Annotated in this window: 14 protein-coding genes and 1 pseudogene; 1 reads left to right on the top strand and 14 read right to left on the bottom strand. The window is 48.1% G+C overall.

The features are described 5' to 3' along the window. The 6 genes and pseudogenes from C2M34_RS15985 to pmbA form a co-directional block, all read right to left on the bottom strand. Window positions 1–2,801 (bottom strand): annotated as a pseudogene (locus C2M34_RS15985) (hypothetical protein); the annotation flags it as partial. After that, on the bottom strand, window positions 2,791–3,444 hold the full coding sequence (locus C2M34_RS01290; protein WP_105257862.1) for a hypothetical protein: 654 nt from the start codon (window positions 3,442–3,444) through the stop codon (window positions 2,791–2,793). The pseudogene C2M34_RS15985 and the gene C2M34_RS01290, both read right to left, overlap by 11 nt. After that, window positions 3,441–4,754, bottom strand: a complete 1,314-nt coding sequence (locus tag C2M34_RS01295) for an HlyD family type I secretion periplasmic adaptor subunit (RefSeq protein ID WP_105257863.1) — start codon at window positions 4,752–4,754, stop codon at window positions 3,441–3,443. Before C2M34_RS01295 ends, C2M34_RS01290 begins: the two co-directional genes overlap by 4 nt. After that, complete coding sequence (locus C2M34_RS01300; RefSeq protein ID WP_105257864.1) at window positions 4,744–6,915, bottom strand: type I secretion system permease/ATPase; 2,172 nt, start codon at window positions 6,913–6,915, stop codon at window positions 4,744–4,746. The genes C2M34_RS01295 and C2M34_RS01300 overlap by 11 nt, the downstream gene beginning before the upstream one ends. Before the next feature lie 126 nt (window positions 6,916–7,041). Further along, window positions 7,042–7,458: a VOC family protein gene (locus tag C2M34_RS01305; protein WP_105257865.1), complete on the bottom strand. Its 417-nt coding sequence runs from the start codon at window positions 7,456–7,458 to the stop codon at window positions 7,042–7,044. Between the two features lie 136 nt (window positions 7,459–7,594). Next, complete coding sequence (gene pmbA, locus C2M34_RS01310; protein ID WP_105214890.1) at window positions 7,595–8,944, bottom strand: metalloprotease PmbA; 1,350 nt, start codon at window positions 8,942–8,944, stop codon at window positions 7,595–7,597. Between the two features lie 191 nt (window positions 8,945–9,135). On the opposite strand from pmbA, the gene yjgA reads away from it, so the two are divergent. Beyond that, a complete protein-coding gene (gene yjgA / locus C2M34_RS01315; RefSeq protein WP_105200043.1) occupies window positions 9,136–9,648 on the top strand; it encodes a ribosome biogenesis factor YjgA in 513 nt (170 codons plus the stop codon). A gap of 62 nt (window positions 9,649–9,710) precedes the next feature. Here yjgA and tldD read toward each other — a convergent pair whose 3' ends face one another. Genes tldD through C2M34_RS01355 form a run of 8 tightly spaced genes read right to left on the bottom strand, consistent with a single transcriptional unit; the run spans window position 9,711 to window position 20,216 of the window. Beyond that, on the bottom strand, window positions 9,711–11,150 hold the full coding sequence (gene tldD / locus C2M34_RS01320) for a metalloprotease TldD (protein WP_105200042.1): 1,440 nt from the start codon (window positions 11,148–11,150) through the stop codon (window positions 9,711–9,713). Next, window positions 11,147–11,974 (bottom strand): carbon-nitrogen hydrolase family protein, encoded by an 828-nt coding sequence (locus tag C2M34_RS01325; protein WP_442792774.1) that lies wholly within the window; start codon window positions 11,972–11,974, stop codon window positions 11,147–11,149. Before C2M34_RS01325 ends, tldD begins: the two co-directional genes overlap by 4 nt. Next, window positions 11,974–15,822, bottom strand: a complete 3,849-nt coding sequence (locus tag C2M34_RS01330) for a YhdP family protein (RefSeq protein WP_105257867.1) — start codon at window positions 15,820–15,822, stop codon at window positions 11,974–11,976. The genes C2M34_RS01325 and C2M34_RS01330 overlap by 1 nt, the downstream gene beginning before the upstream one ends. Then, entirely contained in the window at window positions 15,822–17,294 is a 1,473-nt protein-coding gene (rng, locus tag C2M34_RS01335) for a ribonuclease G (protein WP_105257868.1), read from the bottom strand. The genes C2M34_RS01330 and rng overlap by 1 nt, the downstream gene beginning before the upstream one ends. Window position 17,295: 1 nt before the next feature. Beyond that, on the bottom strand, window positions 17,296–17,853 hold the full coding sequence (locus tag C2M34_RS01340; protein WP_199878760.1) for a Maf family protein: 558 nt from the start codon (window positions 17,851–17,853) through the stop codon (window positions 17,296–17,298). Window positions 17,854–17,855: 2 nt separating this feature from the next. Continuing rightward, the gene (gene mreD / locus C2M34_RS01345) at window positions 17,856–18,332 is read right to left on the bottom strand and encodes a rod shape-determining protein MreD (protein ID WP_105200037.1); all 477 of its coding nucleotides are present in this window, start codon (window positions 18,330–18,332) and stop codon (window positions 17,856–17,858) included. Further along, complete coding sequence (gene mreC, locus C2M34_RS01350; protein WP_105200036.1) at window positions 18,325–19,173, bottom strand: rod shape-determining protein MreC; 849 nt, start codon at window positions 19,171–19,173, stop codon at window positions 18,325–18,327. Before mreC ends, mreD begins: the two co-directional genes overlap by 8 nt. After that, window positions 19,173–20,216 (bottom strand): rod shape-determining protein, encoded by a 1,044-nt coding sequence (locus tag C2M34_RS01355; RefSeq protein ID WP_105200035.1) that lies wholly within the window; start codon window positions 20,214–20,216, stop codon window positions 19,173–19,175. Before C2M34_RS01355 ends, mreC begins: the two co-directional genes overlap by 1 nt. Between the last annotated feature and the right edge of the window lie 52 nt (window positions 20,217–20,268).

A 20,268-nucleotide genomic window follows, 5' to 3' on the forward strand; every position in this document is an offset into this window, starting at 1 on the left:
ACAGTGTCGTAATTGTCAATCGTGGTATTGCCATCCCCCTTGGCAAACAGGTAGGTATCATTCCCGGCCTCGCCACGGAGGTAATCACCCTCGCCCGTACCACCGCGCAGCACGTCATCGCCATTGCCACCATACAGGTAATCTTTACCAGCCCCACCATCGAGACTGTCGTTGCCATTACCGCCATAGAGGTAGTCATTACCACTTCCAGAATGCGCTATATCGCGACCATCACCAAGGTGGAGTATATTGTCGTCACTCTTACCAAGAACAATATTGTCATCTCCATCAGCAGTGAAATTACCCTGAGCGTCAATAATTAAACTGTATTCATTTCGAATACTGTCTAGCACTTCTTGTGTTGTTGATGGATCCGTCAATAAATTGATGAGGTAACTTGAGGCGTCCCAGTGGCTATTCTTAATTGATTCAACATTATGAATTATATCTATTAAATCTTTGATAGCCTGACTTCTATCCAAAACCAAAAGCTCTTCAAAGTTTGCTTCAAACTGACTAAAATCGTAAGCAATACCTTCGGGATTAAAAACCACTGTGATCGAATCGAGTAGGGGTTTCAATCTAGTTTGAGCTGCCAAAGAAAAATACGTGCGTTTCTCTAATTCTTGAAAGGCTGCCTCTATGGATTCGTTAACTTGATCTTTTTGACCTGCTTGTATATTTGCGAATAAACTCCACGTTTCAATGGTATCGTACCCAACACGTGAAACTCTGGATTGATATAGCTCTGCATAACGACGACCGTAAAATGCCTCTAACATACTAATTTTAGAGGCAATACCGCCGTCGTGACTCAAGGCAAGATCGTTAAATATAAATTGACTGCTTTGTGTACTGCCATCACTCAAGGTAATAGATTCAAAATAAGATAAATTAATATCAGTGACTTCATAACCAAGGCTATATTTTGTACCTTCTTCGAAATACTCACGGTTATAATAGTCTTGCTGAGCTAGCTCAAGTCTATTCGATTGAAACTCGTATAAGGTATTGCTATTGGACGTTTTATGCCACTCCCACAGCAGCGCTTGGGTAAGTGCTTTTTGTTCATCTCGCGTCGTAGAAGCGCTAAACTGTTGAACAAGCTCAGCTAACTCTGAACTTAAAGTTGCTGACTCTCGTAGACTATGTAACCCGCCTGTGCCCTGCAACTCGGGTAAAGAAGCCAGCTCAGCACTAATTTCAATAGGGTCTTGCGCTTGTTGATAAAATGCTTCCTCGGCGAAGAAAACTGCAGATACCGTATTGGTCGTGCCATCTTCTAGAGTAAAAGTGCTGTTGAAAGCAAGCTGGTTACCATTTTGCAGGGTGCTTAGATTATCAAAGTTGAGGTTTATTGATTGAATTCCCAGCTCTTCAAGTGAATAGAGTTCATCAATTTGGCTAATACCGTCCTGATTAACATCTTGCCAGATCTGCAAGCTGCTGTAGATACTGTCTTGTGCGTCAATAACACCATCCAAATTTTCATCATGCACCTGCAACGCAGCAAAACCATGTTCTGCGCGCTCCCCTGTTTGCGCATCGATGATGGTGTTGTCACCGAATAACTCATGGCCATTATCTATTACGCCATTGTTATTTATATCAAGAACAAGCAGGCCATCCTCAGCAGATACCCAGCCGCTTCCCACACGAATACCATCACCGTTATGGTCAAACATAATGCCCGCATCAGCGCTCACTGTGCTGACGCCATCACCATTTAAATCAAATACAAGTGGATCTCTTCGTGGGCGCGCTGCATCGACGATATCATCGAAGAAATCTTTAAGGCTCTCTAACGCATTATCGGCATGCTCAGGTAAGTTGTTCAAGAAGTCAGAAAGACTAAGCAGATTATCAAGGGTATTTTTCTCGAACTCTTCAAGAGCGTCTTGCACCTTGCCATCTAATTCACCTAGCTTATCGGCTAGTTTTTCAAATTGGTCCTTCAGCCAAGCAGAAAATTGATCTGCCAGCTGATTAGCTTTTTCTCCGAATTGTTCAAATAGTGCATTTGCAGCCTCAGCAATACTATTCGCAACATCAACCAAGTCATCTACAAGATCATCTACAAACTTATCCTGCTCTGCCCCCCAATTATCAGCTACTAAATAAGATCCTAATAAACTAACTCCTAGAGCTATTCCCCCAACCACTACAGCTGGTAAAGCTACCGAAGCTAAAGCGAAACTGGCGAAAGCTCCAAGAGCGAGCCCTACGCCCGTGCTAACAACCGATTTCGCGAACCCAGATACTCCATCATTTGCTGCTTGTATACCTGCGTCAATCACAGCAAATGGAATAGTCTTCGTAATCAACTGAAGTGCTTTTAACCCTTTAACATCAATTTTAAGATGTTCTGCCTGATTTACATTATATTTTTTAAGTGCAGTTTCCGCCCCCTTAAAAGCGCCATCAAAGGATGCTCTAAGGTAATCCATTCCACCTAATAAAGGGGGATCCGCTGGATCATAATCACTATCAGAGCCTATAATGGGAACATCGGGATCGGTGTCGATAATTTCGGAAATAGGTTTTTCAACCGTCCACGTTTCATGGTTTAGTATGTCACCATCTAAGTTATGATATAATCCATCACATTTATTATAAAAAACAATCTCACCATATTCATTATAGCCACCAATTAAATTTGGTACTAGCTCACCTCCAACCTGCCCACCACTTCCGCTCGTATAAACTGAGCCATCATGATTTATCATAAACCGATAGGTCCCTCTAAAACTAACAAAAACAGGCTCAGAAGGGTAGGTTATAAGTAAAGAATTAGCTTCCATAGCACTTTCTCCAAATTATCAATAATGAAATATAAAAAAACCTTAACAATTGATTAAACAACACCCCAGCAAGTACTGGAAAGCCATAACCTATAAAGAATGAGAACCAAAAAAGCATAACTATTCTATTTTCATAGCTTGATATTATTATTCTAGCCCCTTTGGTACCCAAATCGTCATAACTTAAAAAAACACCAGGATTAACATAAAAAAAGCAAAAAGAATAAAAAACAAAAACAAAAAGAATAATCAAACTTAAATAATACTTAAAAATAGATAAAAGGTTATAAAAACCATGATAGAAAGCCCTTGTAAAACCACGAAAAAAGTAATGAAAAAAAAGAGCGAATGACGTAAAAACACTCATCACAAAGGAAACAAAAACCTCCTCCCCAAGACTTAAGCTAAATTCATAATGAAACTTAGAAGAAGGAATATATTCATAAATAAAATCATGTGAAAAATCATAAAAAAAATCAGAAAAACAAACCAAAAAATAACAAGATAATAGGTATAAAAATAAATAAAGACTATGCAAACTATCGTCACTCTCATGCCGCCTAAAATCAACCAACATCAACTTGGCCACTTTCCTATGAAAGTTAACAAATGCACTATATCTAACCGCTTTCTTAGAACTCATCGCTCTCTCGCCCCTTCATCAACATGCTGCACGATAGGCGATAACAAAAATTCAATGATTTTCCTTTGCCCCGTTTTAACCTCGGCAAAGACCGTCATCCCCGCTGATAAGGGGACTTTTCTACCATCCACTTGAATACTTTGTTGTTTTAAGGCAACTTTTACTGGGAAAATAAGGCCTAGTTGCTCATGCTCTACGGCATCGGTGGAGACATCAATAACCTCTCCTTCGATAATGCCGTACCGGGTAAAAGGAAAGCTTTCAATCTTGACTTCCACCGCTTGACCTGGGTAAGTGAAGCCAATGTCTTTATTTAGCAGGCCCGCTTCAACAATCAACTCGTCATCCTCTGGGACAATACGTAAAATCTCTTGAGCAGGAGTGACCACGCCACCGAGCGTTGTTACAACCAAATTTTCAACCGTTCCTGAAACTGGCGCTTCTAAACGCGTTTTACCTTCAAGGAATTCACTCTTTGTTAGCTCCTGAGAAACTTGATGCAAACGTGCAGTGAGTTCATGCTTGTGCGACAAAATACTCTGGAGTTGCTCTGCTTGTTGCTGAGCTAGGTTACTTGCCGCACTTTTTATAGCGGCTTTTAGACGTGCAATGTTTGCACCTTCTATGAGCAACTGCTGCTCCATGGTGATTGCGTCTTGCTTAAGGGCTAGATATTGCTCCCGGGCTACCATTTTTGTACTTTCTAGTTTGGCAAGCGAGTGTGTACGTTCTTGGATCAAAGGCAGTGTGAGTTTCACTTGTTGTTCGGCTAATGTCACCGCTTGTAATTCTGCATTGAGCCTTTGGATTTCGGCATTCAACGCATCAACCTTTTTATCATAGGTGTTTAGCTCGCTGTGTAAGAGAGCTTGTTGCTCAGTATTAAGCCCGTTAACATTTGGTCGTTGACCATTTTGTAAGTACTTAGCAAACAAAGTTAACCGTGAAATTTGTTGTGTAATGTCTGCCTTTTGCTCAGCTAAATTACGCGTATCTGCCGCATTAATGGCCGGGTCTAACTCAATGAGTAACTCACCTTTTTTTACTTTCTGTCCTTCAACAACATGAATGGCCCTGATCACGCCACTCTCTACTGGCTGAATCACTTTAACCTGTTGTTTTGGTGTAACTTTCCCTGTTGCCACGGCAACAATATCTACTTTTCCAATACAAGCCCAAAGAACAGCGATGATAAGTAGCGCCACTAGAGTCCATACAATACTACGAGCAAACTTAGGGGGCGGGGCTGACTGCACCTCTAATGCGGCAGGTAAAAACTCATAGTATGTTTTGCTTAATTCACGACTCATGGCTTGCTACCTTTACTGCTTTTGAAGGTGTGAATTGCATACTATGAAGGTAATGGTAATGACCCCTTTGGGTTAATAACTCACTATGGCTGCCAGCTTCAACGATGCGCCCTTTATCAAGCACGATAATACGGTTTGCTTGTTGAACTGCGCTGAGCCTGTGGGCTATGATAAACACCGTTCTACCTTTAGATATTCGCGCCATATTTTCTTGAATAATTCGTTCTGACTCATAATCTAAAGCACTCGTTGCTTCATCGAAAATAAGAATAGAAGGGTTTGTAAGAAGCGCTCTTGCGATAGCGATGCGTTGGCGCTGCCCTCCTGATAAGGTGGAGCCTTGCTCTCCTACTTGGGTGTCATACGCATGAGGTAACTCCAAGATAAACTCATGCGCACCGGCAAGTTTTGCAGCCGCTATAACCTTGTCGAGAGGCGAACCGGGATCACTCAGTGCAATATTATCTCGTACGCTAGCGTTGAATAAGAAATTCTCCTGAAGCACAACACCCACGTTTTGACGAAGCCAGGTAGGATTAACCAGAGCTAGGTCGACGCCATCAACGAGGACTCTGCCCGATTCGGGAAGGTACAACCTTTGAATTAACTTTGTCAGCGAGCTTTTGCCCGAGCCTGAACGCCCCACTAATCCGATAACTTCTCCAGATTTAACCCGCAAACTAATATCACTGAGTGCAGTAGGACGATTAGGCGCATACCTAAAATTGACATGCTCAAATGTAACGTTGCCAGCTAGTTTGGGCAGTGAGATTTTATTTTGCTCACCACTTTCCTGCGGCGTATTTAGGATATCTCCAAGGCGTTCAACCGATATACGAGCCTGCTGAAAGTCCTGCCACAGGTTCGCAAATCTCATTATTGGCGCAGCAATTCGTTGCGCAAGCAAATTAAAAGCGATGAACTGGCCAATAGTAAGCACACCATCGGTTACAGCAATCGCACCAAAATAAAGAATTAAAATGCTGGTTAACTTTGTAATGAATGAAGAACACTGACCGTATAAATTATTTAGCTGACCAGCTTTAAAAGAAACGGACACATAATCTGCGAGCTTCTCATCCCATTTGTTACGCATTTGCGGCTCAATTGCTAATGACTTAATAGTCTCCACACCATGCACTGACTCGACAAGAAATGAGTGATTTTCAGCGCTACGTTGAAATTTTGCCTCTAGTTTATTCCTTAGCTTTGGTCCTAGAGCAAACGCGACCAAAAAATACAATGGCAAACTACCAACAACGATCCACGTTAAATTGGGAGCGTAATAAAACATGACAGCAAAAAAGACCAAGGTAAAAAACATATCGAGCACAACGGTGAGAGCGGAGCCAGTCATAAAGTCTCGGATTGTGTCTAACTCTTTCACACGCGCAACCGTGTCACCCACGCGCCGTGATTTAAAAAATGAGATGGGGAGACGAAGCATATGATTATAGAGTTGACTTCCTAACTCGACATCAACTCTATTCGTTGTGTGGCTAAACAAGTAGGTACGCAACCCAGTTAGCAATACTTCAAAAATAATGATGAAGAAGAAGCCAATTGCAAGTACATCCAAGGTTGTCATGCCTTTGTGGACCATAACCTTGTCAATCGCAACTTGAAAGAATATAGGTGAAGCCAATGCTAGCAACTGTATAAAAAATGATGCGATTAATACTTCACTAAAAAATCGCTTGTATTTCGCCATAGCTGGAATAAACCAACTAAAACCAAATTTTGCTGAGGGGCTTAATAAACTTTGTCGCGGAGAAAGTAACAAGATTTTTTCCCCAAAGGTATTGGGGAATTCGTCTAAGGAGATCGTACTTTGAGCTGGAGAAGAAAGGGGGTTATGAACAAGAACCTGATCATCAACCACCTTGGCAATTACGACATATTCACCCTTTTTGGTGAATGCGATAGCAGGCAACACATCATTGTTTAATTTAGAGACCTGGCAAGCCACATAATTAGACTTAAAGCCAAGAGAGCGAGCCGCTCTAAGTAGTTGAACATGTATATACTCTTGATTATTTGTTTCAACATTAAAGTCATGAAACAACTGTGCAAAATCAGCTTGTTTTTGATGGTAGCGGGCGATAAGACAAAGCGAAGATAAGCCCGATTCAATGGAAGCTATTTGTGTTGCGTCCTGCATTAACTTTAATTCCGAAATATTCTAGCGTGGATAAAATCTAATGCTCCACGCAGTGCATCCTTGCGATTGGGTTGAATTATTAACGTTTACGAAACAAAAATCAAACAAATTTAAAAGACAAATTCGTTACAGCTCATTATTACGCAGCTCGGGAATATCCGTCAGGTATTGCACAAACTCCACCTCAAAACCCGCCGGATCTAGAAAGTAAACATTGCGACGATAGGGATTATCCATCCCGTCTTTGGCAATAGCAAAGCCCGCCTGCTGCAAGCGCTCTATCACCCCATCGATATCCTGAGTGACATAGGCGAAATGCGCCAAGCCGGGTTGATGCCCTTCCAGATCACGATTAACCCCCTCGCCGTTATCGCTCAGGGCAATGTAGTGGTAGTCATCGCCAAAGTGCAGCCAATTGCGCGGTTTACCGGACCAGGTACCTTCTCCCTTGCTGCGTACCTGCCAGTGCGGGAAGGCGGCGCGATAAAAACGCAGCGACTCATTGATATCCGTGACCACTAAATTTACATGCTCTAAGTACATAGCTCTCTCCTAATTTGGTTTTCATTTTTTAACTTAGGAAAGACTTTAAAACCTCAACTTAAGTTAAGGTAAAGCGCAAAATGAAAAAAAGCGCCCATCAGGCGCTTTAAAGTTATTCGAAGAATAGATGCTTGAGTTACTCGCCGGCTATCTGCATTTGCTCGATAAGCACTGAGCCGGTAAGCACACCACCGCGCGGGTCGATGTCACCACCTATGCCGACTATGCCCTTAAACATGTCTTTCAGGTTACCGGCTATGGTAATTTCACTCACCGGATACTGAATTTCGCCGTTTTCAACCCAGAATCCGGCGGCACCGCGGGAGTAATCTCCGGTCACTGTATTAACGCCCTGGCCCATCAGCTCGGTCACCAATAAACCACGACCCATCTGCTTCAGCAGCGCCTTTAAATCCTGGTGCGTTTGTTCCACCAGCCAGTTATGAATGCCACCGGCGTGACCGGTTGCCGTCATACCCATTTTGCGGGCCGCATAGCTGGCCAGAAGATAGGTTTTTAGCTCACCGCCGTGAATAATTTCACGGTCCTGAGTTTTTACCCCTTCTGAATCAAAGGGTGACGAGGCAAAGCCTTTAAGCAAGTGCGGGCGCTCACTAATATTAACTATATCGCTGAACACCTTAGTATTTAGGCTATCAAGCAAGAAGCTGGATTTGCGATACAGGGCGCCACCACCAATGGCTCCTACCAGGTGGCCAAACAAGGAGTTAGCCACATCGGCACGGAAAATCACCGGTACCTTCATGGTGCCCAGCTTTTGGCTATTTAATCGCGCCAGGGTTTCGCTGGCCGCTTCCAGGCCCACTTCGCTGGCCGCCTTTAAACCGCTTTGTTCACGAGCTATGGTGTAGGCCGAGTCGCGTTGCATTTGCTCCCCTTCCTGACCTATCACCATGGTGCTTATGCTATGGCGGGTACGCGGGAAACCAGCCAGCATGCCATGGCTGTTACCATATACGCGCAGGCCCTGATGGCTGCTAAAACTGGCACCATCGGAATTCACTATGCGCGGGTCGAAGTTTAGCGCCGCGTGCTCCGCTTCCTGACAAATTTCAATGCCTTGTTCCGGCGTTACCTGCCAAGGATGATAAAGGTCCAGATCCGGCGGGCTCATTTCTAACAATTCGGCATCGGCCAAACCATTGCAAGGGTCTTCCGAGGTGTATTTGGCAATTTCAATGGCCTTTTCCACCACGGAACGCAAGGCTTGTGGACTTAGGTCTGCGGTCGATGCCGAGCCCTTTTTATTACCCACATAAACACTCACACCTAAGCCACCATCTTGGTTAAATTCGATGGTCTCGACTTCGCCCAAACGGGTGCTCACCGACAAGCCGCTGGTGCTCGACATCGCCGCTTCGGCCGCCGTGGCGCCGAGCTTTTTGGCCTGCTCTAAGACTTCACTGACGGCCTCTTTTACTTCGTCGATTTGCTGGTAAATCGCCGCAGATTCGTTTTCTTGCATAATTCGTTTCGCTCTTGAATCTAATGACCCTAGCCTACCACAAAGCCTCTCACTAATTTAGCGTCAGTTACGCTTTGTTGTTTGTTTCTGCCTTACAGGCGGTGCTGCCGCGATTTTATCTGCGCAATTTTCCGACCACTTAGCCAAACGAATTGGTATAATAACGACAAAGTGCATTATTCGAGACCAGTATGGCCAAAAAACCGCAACCCGAAGAAGAGATTATTTACGTATCTAAAAGCGAGCTTAAGCGCGATGCCATGGAATACCATGAGCTAGGCATAGAGATTGCCAACCTGTCTAAAAAGCAACGCGAGAAGCTTCCGCTTAGTCCCGACTTGGAAGCGGCGATGGACCTGGCCGATCGTTTAAAGGATAAAAAGGACGCCTACCGTCGACACTTAAACTATATTGCCAAAACCCTGCGCAGCACCACTAATGTCGAAGACATTCACCAGGCAATGGCCATTATCACCAATAAGAACAACCAGAAAGACGTGATCATCAATCATATCGAGCAAACTCGTGATGATCTTATCGCCCAGGGCGACGCCGGTCTTAATCCCTTGCTGGAGACCTACCCGCAACTGGAACGCCAACGTATGCGCCAGCTTATTCGCCAGGCGGCGAAAGAGGTTAAGCAGGAAAAACCGGGCAAGGCCTTCAAAGAGCTATTTCAGATCCTTAAAGATCTGATGCTTTAGAGCCGACGTCTTAAAACACAAAAAAGGCAGCCGTGGCTGCCTTTTTTCGTTGTTTACCTACCTTAGGCGGTACCGCCCACGGTAAGCTGGTCAATTTTCAGCGACGGCTGACCCACGCCAACCGGTACACTTTGACCGTCCTTACCACACACGCCCACACCCTTATCCAGCTCAAGGTCGTTGCCGACCATGGAGATTTGCTTCATTACCTCTGGGCCGTTACCTATCAGGGTCGCGCCCTTAATCGGCGTGGTGATCTTACCGTTTTCGATCAAATAGGCTTCGGAAGCCGAGAACACAAACTTACCCGAGGTAATGTCTACCTGACCGCCGCCGAAGTTAGGCGCATAGATGCCCTTATCGACCGAGGAGATAATATCCGCCTGTGAATGTTCACCGGCCAACATATAGGTGTTGGTCATACGCGGCATAGGCAGGTGAGCATAAGACTCACGACGACCATTACCGGTAGGTGCCACCCCCATCAGCTTGGCGTTATGCTTATCCTGCATATAGCCCTTAAGGATACCGTTCTCAATCAGCACGTTATAACCGGCAGGCGTACCTTCATCATCGATATTTAATGAACCGCGACGATCGGCCATGGTGCCGTCATCAACCACGGTACAAAGTTCGGAGGCCACCTGTTGACCTATCTTACCGCTAAAGGCCGATGCCCCTTTACGGTTGAAGTCACCTTCCAGGCCATGACCTACCGCTTCATGCAGTAGCACGCCCGGCCAACCTGCGCCCAATACCACTGGCATGGTGCCCGCCGGAGCATCTATGGCTTCAAGGTTTACTCGCGCCATGCGCACCGCATCCTCGGCGTAGTGCATCCAGCGTGGCTTACCTTCGACCAGCTCTTTAAAGTAATGAAAATCTGTGCGACCACCGCCGCCGGCACCGCCGCGCTCACGGCGGTCGCCCTTGGTCAGCAATACGGAGCAATTCAAGCGCACCAGTGGGCGAATATCCGTAGCAAAGGTACCATCACTGGCGGCAATCAAAACCTCTTCATAAACCGCCGACATGGAGCTGACCACCTGCTCAACCTCTGGAGCCAATTGACGGATATAGTCTTCCACTTCATGCAGCAGGGCCACCTTGTCCGCGTCCTTCATGCTTTGAATGGGCTGCATGGGCTCAAACTGGCGCTTTACATCCTGCTCGCTAAAGACTTGTACCTTGCCATCCTGACCAGCATCGGCAATGCTGCGCGCGGCCATAGCGGCATTATTAATGGCCTCAAGATTGATAGCATCGGAATAGGAAAAGCCGGTTTTCTCGCCGCTGATGGCGCGCACGCCAACACCACGCTCAATGTTGTAGCTGCCTTCTTTTACCAGGCCATCTTCCAATACCCAGGACTCGTTATAGCTGGACTGGAAATACAGGTCGGCATAATCCACCTTGTGCTGGTGAATATAGGCCAGGGCTTTGGCGAGATCATCACGGTCAATATGACTCTGGGTTAAGAGATTGTGCTCTACTTGGCTCATAAAATTACTTTTCTCGCTTGGCGGTGAGCGGCCATCGGCATGCGCTCACGGCATTGATTTAATTCGTTGCTGTCGAGGGCGGCGCTTATCCACCCTTGGCCATGATCTAGCTCGGCGAGGATCTCGCCCCAGGGCGACACTATCACACTGTGACCATAGGTTTCGCGGCCATTATCATGGCTTAGCTCGGTGCCATTACGGCCATATAAACCGGCGGCCACCACATAGGCCTGGCTTTCGATGGCGCGGGCCCGCAGCAGGGTATGCCAGTGGGCACGCCCGGTGGGCACGGTAAAGGCACTGGGAACAAGCAGCACATCAGCGCCTTGTTGCACTTGCGCCCGATATAATTCACTAAAGCGCATATCATAACACACACTGAGTCCCAGCCGGGCAAAAGGCGTGTCGGCCACGACGACTTGCTCGCCAGGCTGGGTATGCTTGGACTCGCGATAATTGCCCGTGCTGTCGGCAACGGTCACATCGAAAAGGTGAATTTTATTGTACTGGGCGCGCTCGACGCCTTGGTTGTCGATAAGCAAGGAAGCGGCATAATAGCGACCACTGGTGCTCATCACGGGCAGGGTACCGGCGGCCAGCCAAATATTTTCCTCACGGCATAGCTGTGCCAGACGTTGACGCCAGGCTTGATGCTGCTCGGCCACGGCCAGCACCTGCTCGCTTTGTTTGGCAAAGCACAGCCAGCTTTCAGGTAAGCACACCAGAGCGGGACGCTGCGGCGGCAGTTCGGCTATCAAGGCCTGTACCGCGGCAAAGTTCACTTCCGGGTCGCTTTGAGCACACACTTGCAAGGCATGAATAATCACTGTGGTTGTGGCTCCAGATCGCCCTCTTCTGGCGGTTCATTTTGCGCCGCCTGAGGCAAGGTCACTTCACGACTCTTACGGTCAAGCTCAATCACCTCAGGGTCACTCATGGGGCCACTGATCTTAAACTTAATCTCGGAGATCACCCGCGCCGAGTGGATCACCTTGTCCAGCGCTAAAGCTGCTAGGCCCGTTACCGGGTTCACCATCCAGGCCACAATCACCGGCAGGCTGGAGGTTACCTGCGGCGCCACCGACAAATCGTAATTAAGAGTCTGGTTATTCAGATCGGCATACCCTTGAATACTTAAATCTGCCGGCACACCATCCATTTTTGTGTCCTTGGTATAGGCAATACCGCTGGCCAGCTGCATGCTTCCTTCCATGCTGTTGTAGAAAAAGCCCTTGGCGAAAACATCGCGAAAATCCAGTTTCAGTTTACGCACCAGTGAGTCCAAGCTCAGCAATGAGAATACCCGGGCACCGCCGTCGCTGATCTCGCTTAAATGTCCTTCCCCTAGACGCCATTCGATATTGCCACCCAAACTGGCGATATCGAAATCATAGGGCGCTGCTCGCCAGTGCAAGGCAAAATCCATGCTGGCGTTAGAGTCCTGAACCGTGGAGGTAATATCGAATTCATCGAACAGCTCGCCGATATCATCGCTTTTAAACTCTCCTTGCAGCGCCGTTTGCCCGTCTCGCCAGATACCATCGGCACGTAAGGTATGCTCGCCCTTATCGACTAGGATATTTTTAATATTAAGTTGCTGGCCATCCCCTTCAAAAGCCATGCTTACCTTATCCAGCTGGTATTGATTCAGGCGACAGTCGTCGCAGTCAAAGCGCACCGCCGGTAGACGGGCTAGCCAGCTAAGGTCTTCCTCAGGCAGCTCAAGCGCTTGCTCTGCCAATGCATTTTCCAGCTCGTTCTGGGGCTTTTGTTCCGTAGGCACATTGGCTCGTAAGTAATCGGCTTGAATATGAATATCGCGCTGCTGCTCCCCCGTAGGGATATCAACACGCGCTCTTAATTCCTTGGCGTTCAGCTTTAAATCCATGGCACCTGGCGTTGGAGTCAGAGTAAATTCCAGCTCGTTGAAGGGCACTGGGCCCAACTGCGCCTGGCCTATCTGCCCAACTACCTTATTGAATTTGGGCATTACCGAGTTGCCGCTCGCAGGGCGACTCGAAACATTGATAATATTGTCGATAACAGGTTGCCAGGCCAACACATCCGCCTTGGGCAGGTTTACCGTGACATCAAAGCCCTGCTGATTCAGGCCAAGGTTTTGCTCACCGACTATCAGGTGAGCGCTGCTCATCTGCCCACTGCCATTATCTAAGATGCCATTGAAATACAGCTGACCATCGAGCTCAGCCATAATTAAGTTAGAAATATCATCGCCTTGGATCAGCGCATTAAGGGGTAATACCTCTTGTGCCTGTTTGTTATAGGGTGCCGGTAGGCTGCTGGTGATGCCGATCAGATCGCTTTGTACATGGGCCTCATAATTAAAGCCTTGCGCCCCGAATTTCAGTTGAAGCTGAGCATTCAGCGGCGTTTTTCCTTGCAACTGAGGCGCCAGCAAGCCATTTAGGTGCTGCTCTAGCTTGACAGTATCCGCCTCCAGGCTCAGCTCAATATTGGTGTTATAGCTGTCACCTTCCTGCGCCCCTAACAGGCTGATGGTGAGCGGCATGCCCTGCCAACTGGCACTGGCCTCTTTAATCTCAATGTGATCATTGGCAAAGCTCAAACGACCACGTAAGTCTTCGAGGTTTAAACCGGGCTGAGCCAGATACACAGGGTTGCCGGCAAATTCCACATCGCCCTTTGCCAGCACACCACCGTCCTTAAGGTCGATTTGCAGCTGTAACTGTCCGGCAATACTGCCCTTTGCCTGAATCACATCAAATACGGTCGCCAGTGGCTTAGCCAATGGCGTATCGGCAAAAAACGGCTGTAATTCTGGGGCGTCGACCTGCTCGTCAATATCGATAAACAGGGTATCGGCATTGAGCAAGTCTTCTAGGTAGACATGCACGCTGCTGTCCAGGCTTAAATTTAATAACTCCCCTTCCCGGCTGTAGATATCCATGCGCTGATTATCAAAGTTCAGGCTCACACCTATCTCGTCAAGGGCTGGCCACTGGGGGGCGAAGGCGAATTTGGCGTTGTCGACTTCGGCCTTAACAACAAAGCGGCCCTGATTTTCTGTATAGGGAAACTCGGCAATCGGCCCCTGCATCAGCACCTGAGCAAAGCGCATGTCACCACCCTTAATGGCGCCATTGAGGTAGTCGATCAAATTTTTGTGCATATAGGGCACGGGAAAATAAGCCCCGGCGCTGGCGGCGCTGCCACCGCTGATCTCAGCATAGAGGTCAAGATTAGGCTGAGCCTCTAGGTGCAAGGCAAATTCGCTCACCAGTTGCAGGTCGTCATTGTTTAAGCGCACATTATCGCTTTCAATCGACCAATAATCGCCATGGTTATAAAAGGCAATTTCCGCCACCAGTTGTTGATAGGCCAGCGGCTGACTAAAGGTGTCGCCGGTAAGCAGGTGATTATCACTCCCCTGTACGCTTAGCAGGCCTTTTTCATTGGTAATATGCGCTGTGGCACTGAGGTCTTGCGCCCCAGGAATACCATAAATGCCGGACCAGCCGAGATGCTCGGCGGCAAACCATAAGCGCCATTTATCGGCGTTTTGCCAATGGAAATAACCTTCATTGATAAAGCCTTGCGGCTGAATGGAAAGCAAGCCTTGTAGGGCCTCGCCCTTGGCCAAACGAGCAAAGGTGGAGACCATGGAGATATCCAAATCCTGCACCCAGACCTGTTGCTCATCGCTAAACAAGGCATCGAAAATCAGCGGTGACCATTGGAACTGCTCGTCGCTAAGCTGCAGTCCGGATGTACGCACTCGCCAGCCCTTGGCTTGCGGGTGAATTCGTACCATGCCTTGCTGCAATTCAAGGTATTCATCCTGCTCGCCATTACGCCAGGATAACTTGCTCGGATGGGTTAACAGCTGCACATCGGTCAGGCGCCCACCGGCAAAATGCAACCAAGACTCAATGTTTAAATCCGACTGCAGCTCTTTAAGTTCGGGGTGCAGATAGTCGTTTAACCAGCCGGAAACATCCAGACCTTGAGCCTGCACATAAAGATCCCCATACACCCCGGCCAGGGTTTCACCGGATAGCTTAAGCCGTGCTTCCAAAGAGTTCTGTTCAATGCCGGGCAGGCTTACCTGCCCCTCGGCATAATGCCCGTCGATGCGGTTTTCCCACACCAAATTTTCTAACAAGATTCTATGATTACGATTATCCAGGCTGATGATATTAAGCTCGCTCTCCTCTATGGCAAAATGCCCTGAGGCGCCGAGGAAGAGGCTCTCGATCAGCGCTTGCTGCTGTGAGTTATTATTGCTTTGCTGATTGGCAAACAGTTGCCGAGCGTCAATTTTGGCCTTAAAGCCATTAAGCACAAAATAGTTAGAGCGTAACTGTCTGTGCAGCAGGGATTGCCACAAATTGATATGGAGGCGGGTTTGCGCCACGCTGACGCTGATGGGGGCTTGGGCGTTATCGGCAAAGCCCACTTCGTTAACCACCAGGGCCGGGCCATTGCCCTGCCAACTGGCACTAAGCGAACCTATGGAGATATCGGCGTTAAGCTGCTCGCCAAGAAACTGCTCGACCTCGACACGGTAATCGTTGGCATAAGGCAAGCTGTATTTTAGCAGCGACACAAGCACGGCCAACAGCACTAAAATTATGGCGCTGAGTTGCCAAATTTTTGTGACGCAAAAAAAGCAAACCGACCTGGCGTTCACTACATCATCACCACATCGAACTGCTCTTGGCTATACAGGTTTTCGGTTTGAATAATCACTTGTTTACCAATAAAGAGTTCTAGCTCGGCAAGATTGTGATATTCATCGTTTATCAGCGCTTCACTGACGGCCGCTGAGGCGTACACCATAAATTTGTCGGCATCATAGGCGCGGTTGACGCGCACAATCTCACGGAGGATTTCATAACAGACGGTTTCCACCGTTTTCAACGAGCCCCGACCGGCACAGGATGGACACACACCGCAGAGAATATGCTCCAGGCTTTCCCGAGTGCGTTTGCGGGTCATTTCCACCAGCCCCAGTGCCGATAAGCCATTGATATTGGCCTTGGCTCTATCCTTAGACAACGCCTGCTCTAAAGAGTGCAATACCCGCCTTTTGTGCTCATCGGAGATCATATCGATAAAGTCGATAATTATGATGCCGCCCAGATTACGCAGTCGCAACTGACGCGCAATGGCACTGGTGGCTTCGATATTGGTGTTGAAAATCGTTTCTTCGAGATTGCGATGACCGACAAAGGCGCCGGTATTCACATCCACCGTGGTCATGGCCTCGGTCTGATCGATAATAAGATATCCGCCGGACTTCAGCTCTACCTTGCGGTGCAGTGCCTTTTGAATTTCGTTTTCGACATCAAAAAGATCAAAAATGGGGCGCTCACCTGGGTAGTATTCCAGCACTTTATGAAGGTGCGGCACAAACTCTTCGGTAAAGCTCACCAGCTCCTGATAAGTCAGCTTGGAGTCGACGCGAATGCGCTCCATATCCTCGCCAACGTAATCACGCAGGGTACGAAACGCCAGCTTTAAGTCTTCGTGCAATATGCTTTCTTTACGCGTCTTTTTACGCTTATCGACTATTTTCAACCACAGCTTTTTAAGGAATTCGGCATCGTGCTTAAGCTCGTGCTCGCTCGCCCCTTCGGCGGCGGTGCGCACAATAAAGCCACCGTTTTCATCATTATACTGAGCCACTATGTCTTTTAAACGCTGGCGCTCCTCATCGCTTTCGATGCGTTGGCTGACGCCCACGTGTGTGGCGTCCGGCATAAACACCAGATAACGTGAAGGAATGGTGATGTCCGTGGTTAATCGGGCACCCTTGGTGCCGATAGGGTCTTTAACCACCTGCACCATAATATGCTGGCCCTGACGTACCAACTCGCGAATATCCTGCACCTTTTTCACCGGCTGCTCGTCGAGGCCGTCTTCAAAGGAGGCGCTGTTGACTATGTCAGAAGCGTGTAAAAATGCTGCTTTGTCTAGGCCGATATCGACGAAGGCTGCCTGCATACCGGGCAATACGCGACTCACCTTACCGAGATAAATATTACCGACGATACCGAGATTGCCGATGCGCTCAACCTGGATCTCTTGCAGCACGCCATTTTCTATTAAGGCGACGCGACTCTCACTGGGAGTCACATTGATAAGTAATTCTGAGCTCATGCTAAAATTCAGCTAGTAATTTTTGTGTCTCATACAAAGGTAACCCCATCACCGCAAAATAGCTACCGCTAAGGTGGGTGACAAAAGCGCCCGCACGCCCTTGAATGCCGTAGCCTCCGGCCTTGTCATAGGGTTCACCGCTGTGCCAGTAGGCGGCTATTTCCGCCTCGCTCAGGGTCTTGAAAGTGACCTGAGTGCTGACCACCACACTGCTTGTATGCTCTGTGTCTGCCAAAGCCACCGCGGTCAAAACCTCATGGCTGCGGCCACTGAGCAGCCGCATCATGGCAGCAAAATCATCAAAATCATGGGGCTTACCCATGATTTGTTCGCCGCACACCACTACTGTGTCACTGCCAAGCACAGGACGGTCATGATAGCCCAGGGCAACGCCGGTCTCCGCCTTAAGACGAGCCAGACGCTCCACCAGCGCCAGAGCGCTTTCACCGGCCAAGGGACGTTCGTCCGCATCCACGGAAAACTGTTCAAATTCAACGCCCAATTGCGCTAAAAGATCGCGGCGCCGGGGCGACTGCGAAGCAAGATAAATTGGCTTCATGATTAACGGATCCGAAAATGACGGCGGTATTTACGCAGCAACAGGAACAACCAGGGCCAACAAATGGCACCGGTTAACACCGGCCACAGGTATTGCGGCGAAAAGTAAACATCCAAAAGAAAGTGATGGAGCCAGAACTGCAGCAGATGATGCAAGGCCAGGAACACGGCTACTAATAAGCCTTGCTGCCAAATGGAAAAATTACGCAGCTTTTGATAATTACTGGCAGTAATGTAAATGGTCACCGCATAAGTCAGCGAATGCACTCCAAGCGGAGAGCCTGTGGCCAAATCAATGATCAAGCCGGTTAGCCAGGCGGTGCCTATATTGACGCGATGCGGCAAGGCTAATGACCAATACATTAAGACCAAAAGCACCCAGTCGGGACGAAACGCTTCCATGGAAATCGGTAAGGGCATTAGCGCCATTACCAAGGAGAAAAAGACGCTTAAGATAATGAGCCCATATTGCTTACTCATCGATCTTTACCTCTTGCATCTGGGGTGAATCGGTTAACACCAGCAATAGTCGAATACGATCGAGCTGCGCCACCGGCTGCGCGTAGATTTGCGCAAAGGGGCGACCCTCATCACGATTGATATGGGTGACCACGGCAACCGGATAACCTTCGGGAAAACGCTCGCCAAGCCCAGAGCTTAATAACACATCACCGATACGAATATCCAAGCTATGAGGCACATGAGAAAGTTTAACACTGGAGATCTTACCCATGCCTTCAACCACTGTGCGCACATTGTTGCGCAGCACCCGCACCGGCGTGGCATGAGTGGTATCTGTAAGCAACAAGACGCGACTGGTACTGGCGCCGACCTGGATCACCTGGCCGACCACACCCAACTCATCTATTACCGCCAAGCCTTCACGCAGGCCATCCGAAGTTCCTTTATTGATCACCACCTGGTGACTGTAAGGATTCGAGTGCACGGATAAAACCTGGGCCACCAGCTTACCTTGCTGCTGCCTCGGGTTTGAGCCTAATAAAGCACGCAGCTTTTCGTTTTCCTGCACCAAAAAGGCATATTGCTGCAGCTGTTCACTTTGCAACAATTGCTTGTTTTTCAGGGCTTCGTTTTCCTTTAGCAGTTGTTCACGAGAGGTCAGGTTTTTAGCGCTGGTCGAAAGCAGCTCATAGGGAAGATTGGCCAGGTATAACAAGGGGCTGACCAGGGTATTAAGCGAGGTACGTACTGCTGTGCCGCCACTGGTGTAGCGATCACCAAGAATAAGAATAACACTAAGCACAACTGCGATGGTTAATCGCAGTTGCATTGAAATAGTGCGACCAAATAATAAATTCATTAGTCGTAGCTAAATACGTCACCACCATGCATGTCGATCATTTCCAGGGCCTTACCGCCCCCACGCGCAACACAAGTAAGTGGGTCGTCGGCTACCACAACCGGAATACCGGTTTCTTCCATTAGTAAGCGATCCAGGTCTTTCAGTAGTGCGCCACCGCCGGTCAATACCATGCCGTGAGCAGAAATATCCGATGCCAACTCTGGCGGCGATTGCTCCAGCGCCACCATTACCGCACTTACTATGCCCATCAATGGCTCTTGCAAGGCTTCGAGGATCTCGTGTGAGTTCAGAGTAAATGAACGCGGTACACCTTCGGCCAAGTTACGGCCACGTACTTCCATTTCTCTTACTTCGTCGGTCTTAAATGCCGAACCTATCTCGTGCTTGATCTGCTCCGCCGTGGCTTCACCGATCAGGCTACCGAAGTTACGACGTACGTAGTTGATAATGGCTTCATCAAACTTATCACCACCGATACGCACCGATGAAGAATACACCACACCGTTCAGTGAGATAATGGCCACTTCTGTGGTACCACCACCGATATCGACCACCATGGAACCCGTTGCTTCAGATACCGGCAGACCGGCACCAATGGCTGCCGCCATCGGCTCTTCGATAAGATACACCTCACGAGCACCAGCACCCATGGCCGACTCGCGAATGGCGCGCTTTTCAACCTGAGTGGCACCACAAGGCACACAAATTAGAACGCGTGGGCTTGGGCGCAAGAAATTGTTGTTGTGCACTTGCTTAATAAAGTGCTGCAGCATTTTTTCGGTAACATAAAAATCGGCAATAACACCGTCTTTCATAGGGCGAATGGCTTTAATGTTGCCCGGGGTACGACCCAGCATTTGCTTGGCTTCCGTCCCTACCGAAGCCACACTTTTAGGTCCACCAGCACGCTCTTGACGAATGGCTACTACTGAAGGCTCGTTAAGGACGATACCTTCTTCTTTAACGTAAATCAGGGTATTCGCTGTCCCCAAATCGATCGATAGATCGTTGGAGAAAAGACCACGGAGTTTCTTGAACATGGGACTGGTTGACCTTTGAAAATTCTTATTATCTGAAAGCTTGGGACACTTT

It is taken from the genome of Pseudoalteromonas sp. T1lg88 (genome assembly GCF_002964765.1).
In the GTDB taxonomy this organism is placed as follows: domain Bacteria; phylum Pseudomonadota; class Gammaproteobacteria; order Enterobacterales; family Alteromonadaceae; genus Pseudoalteromonas.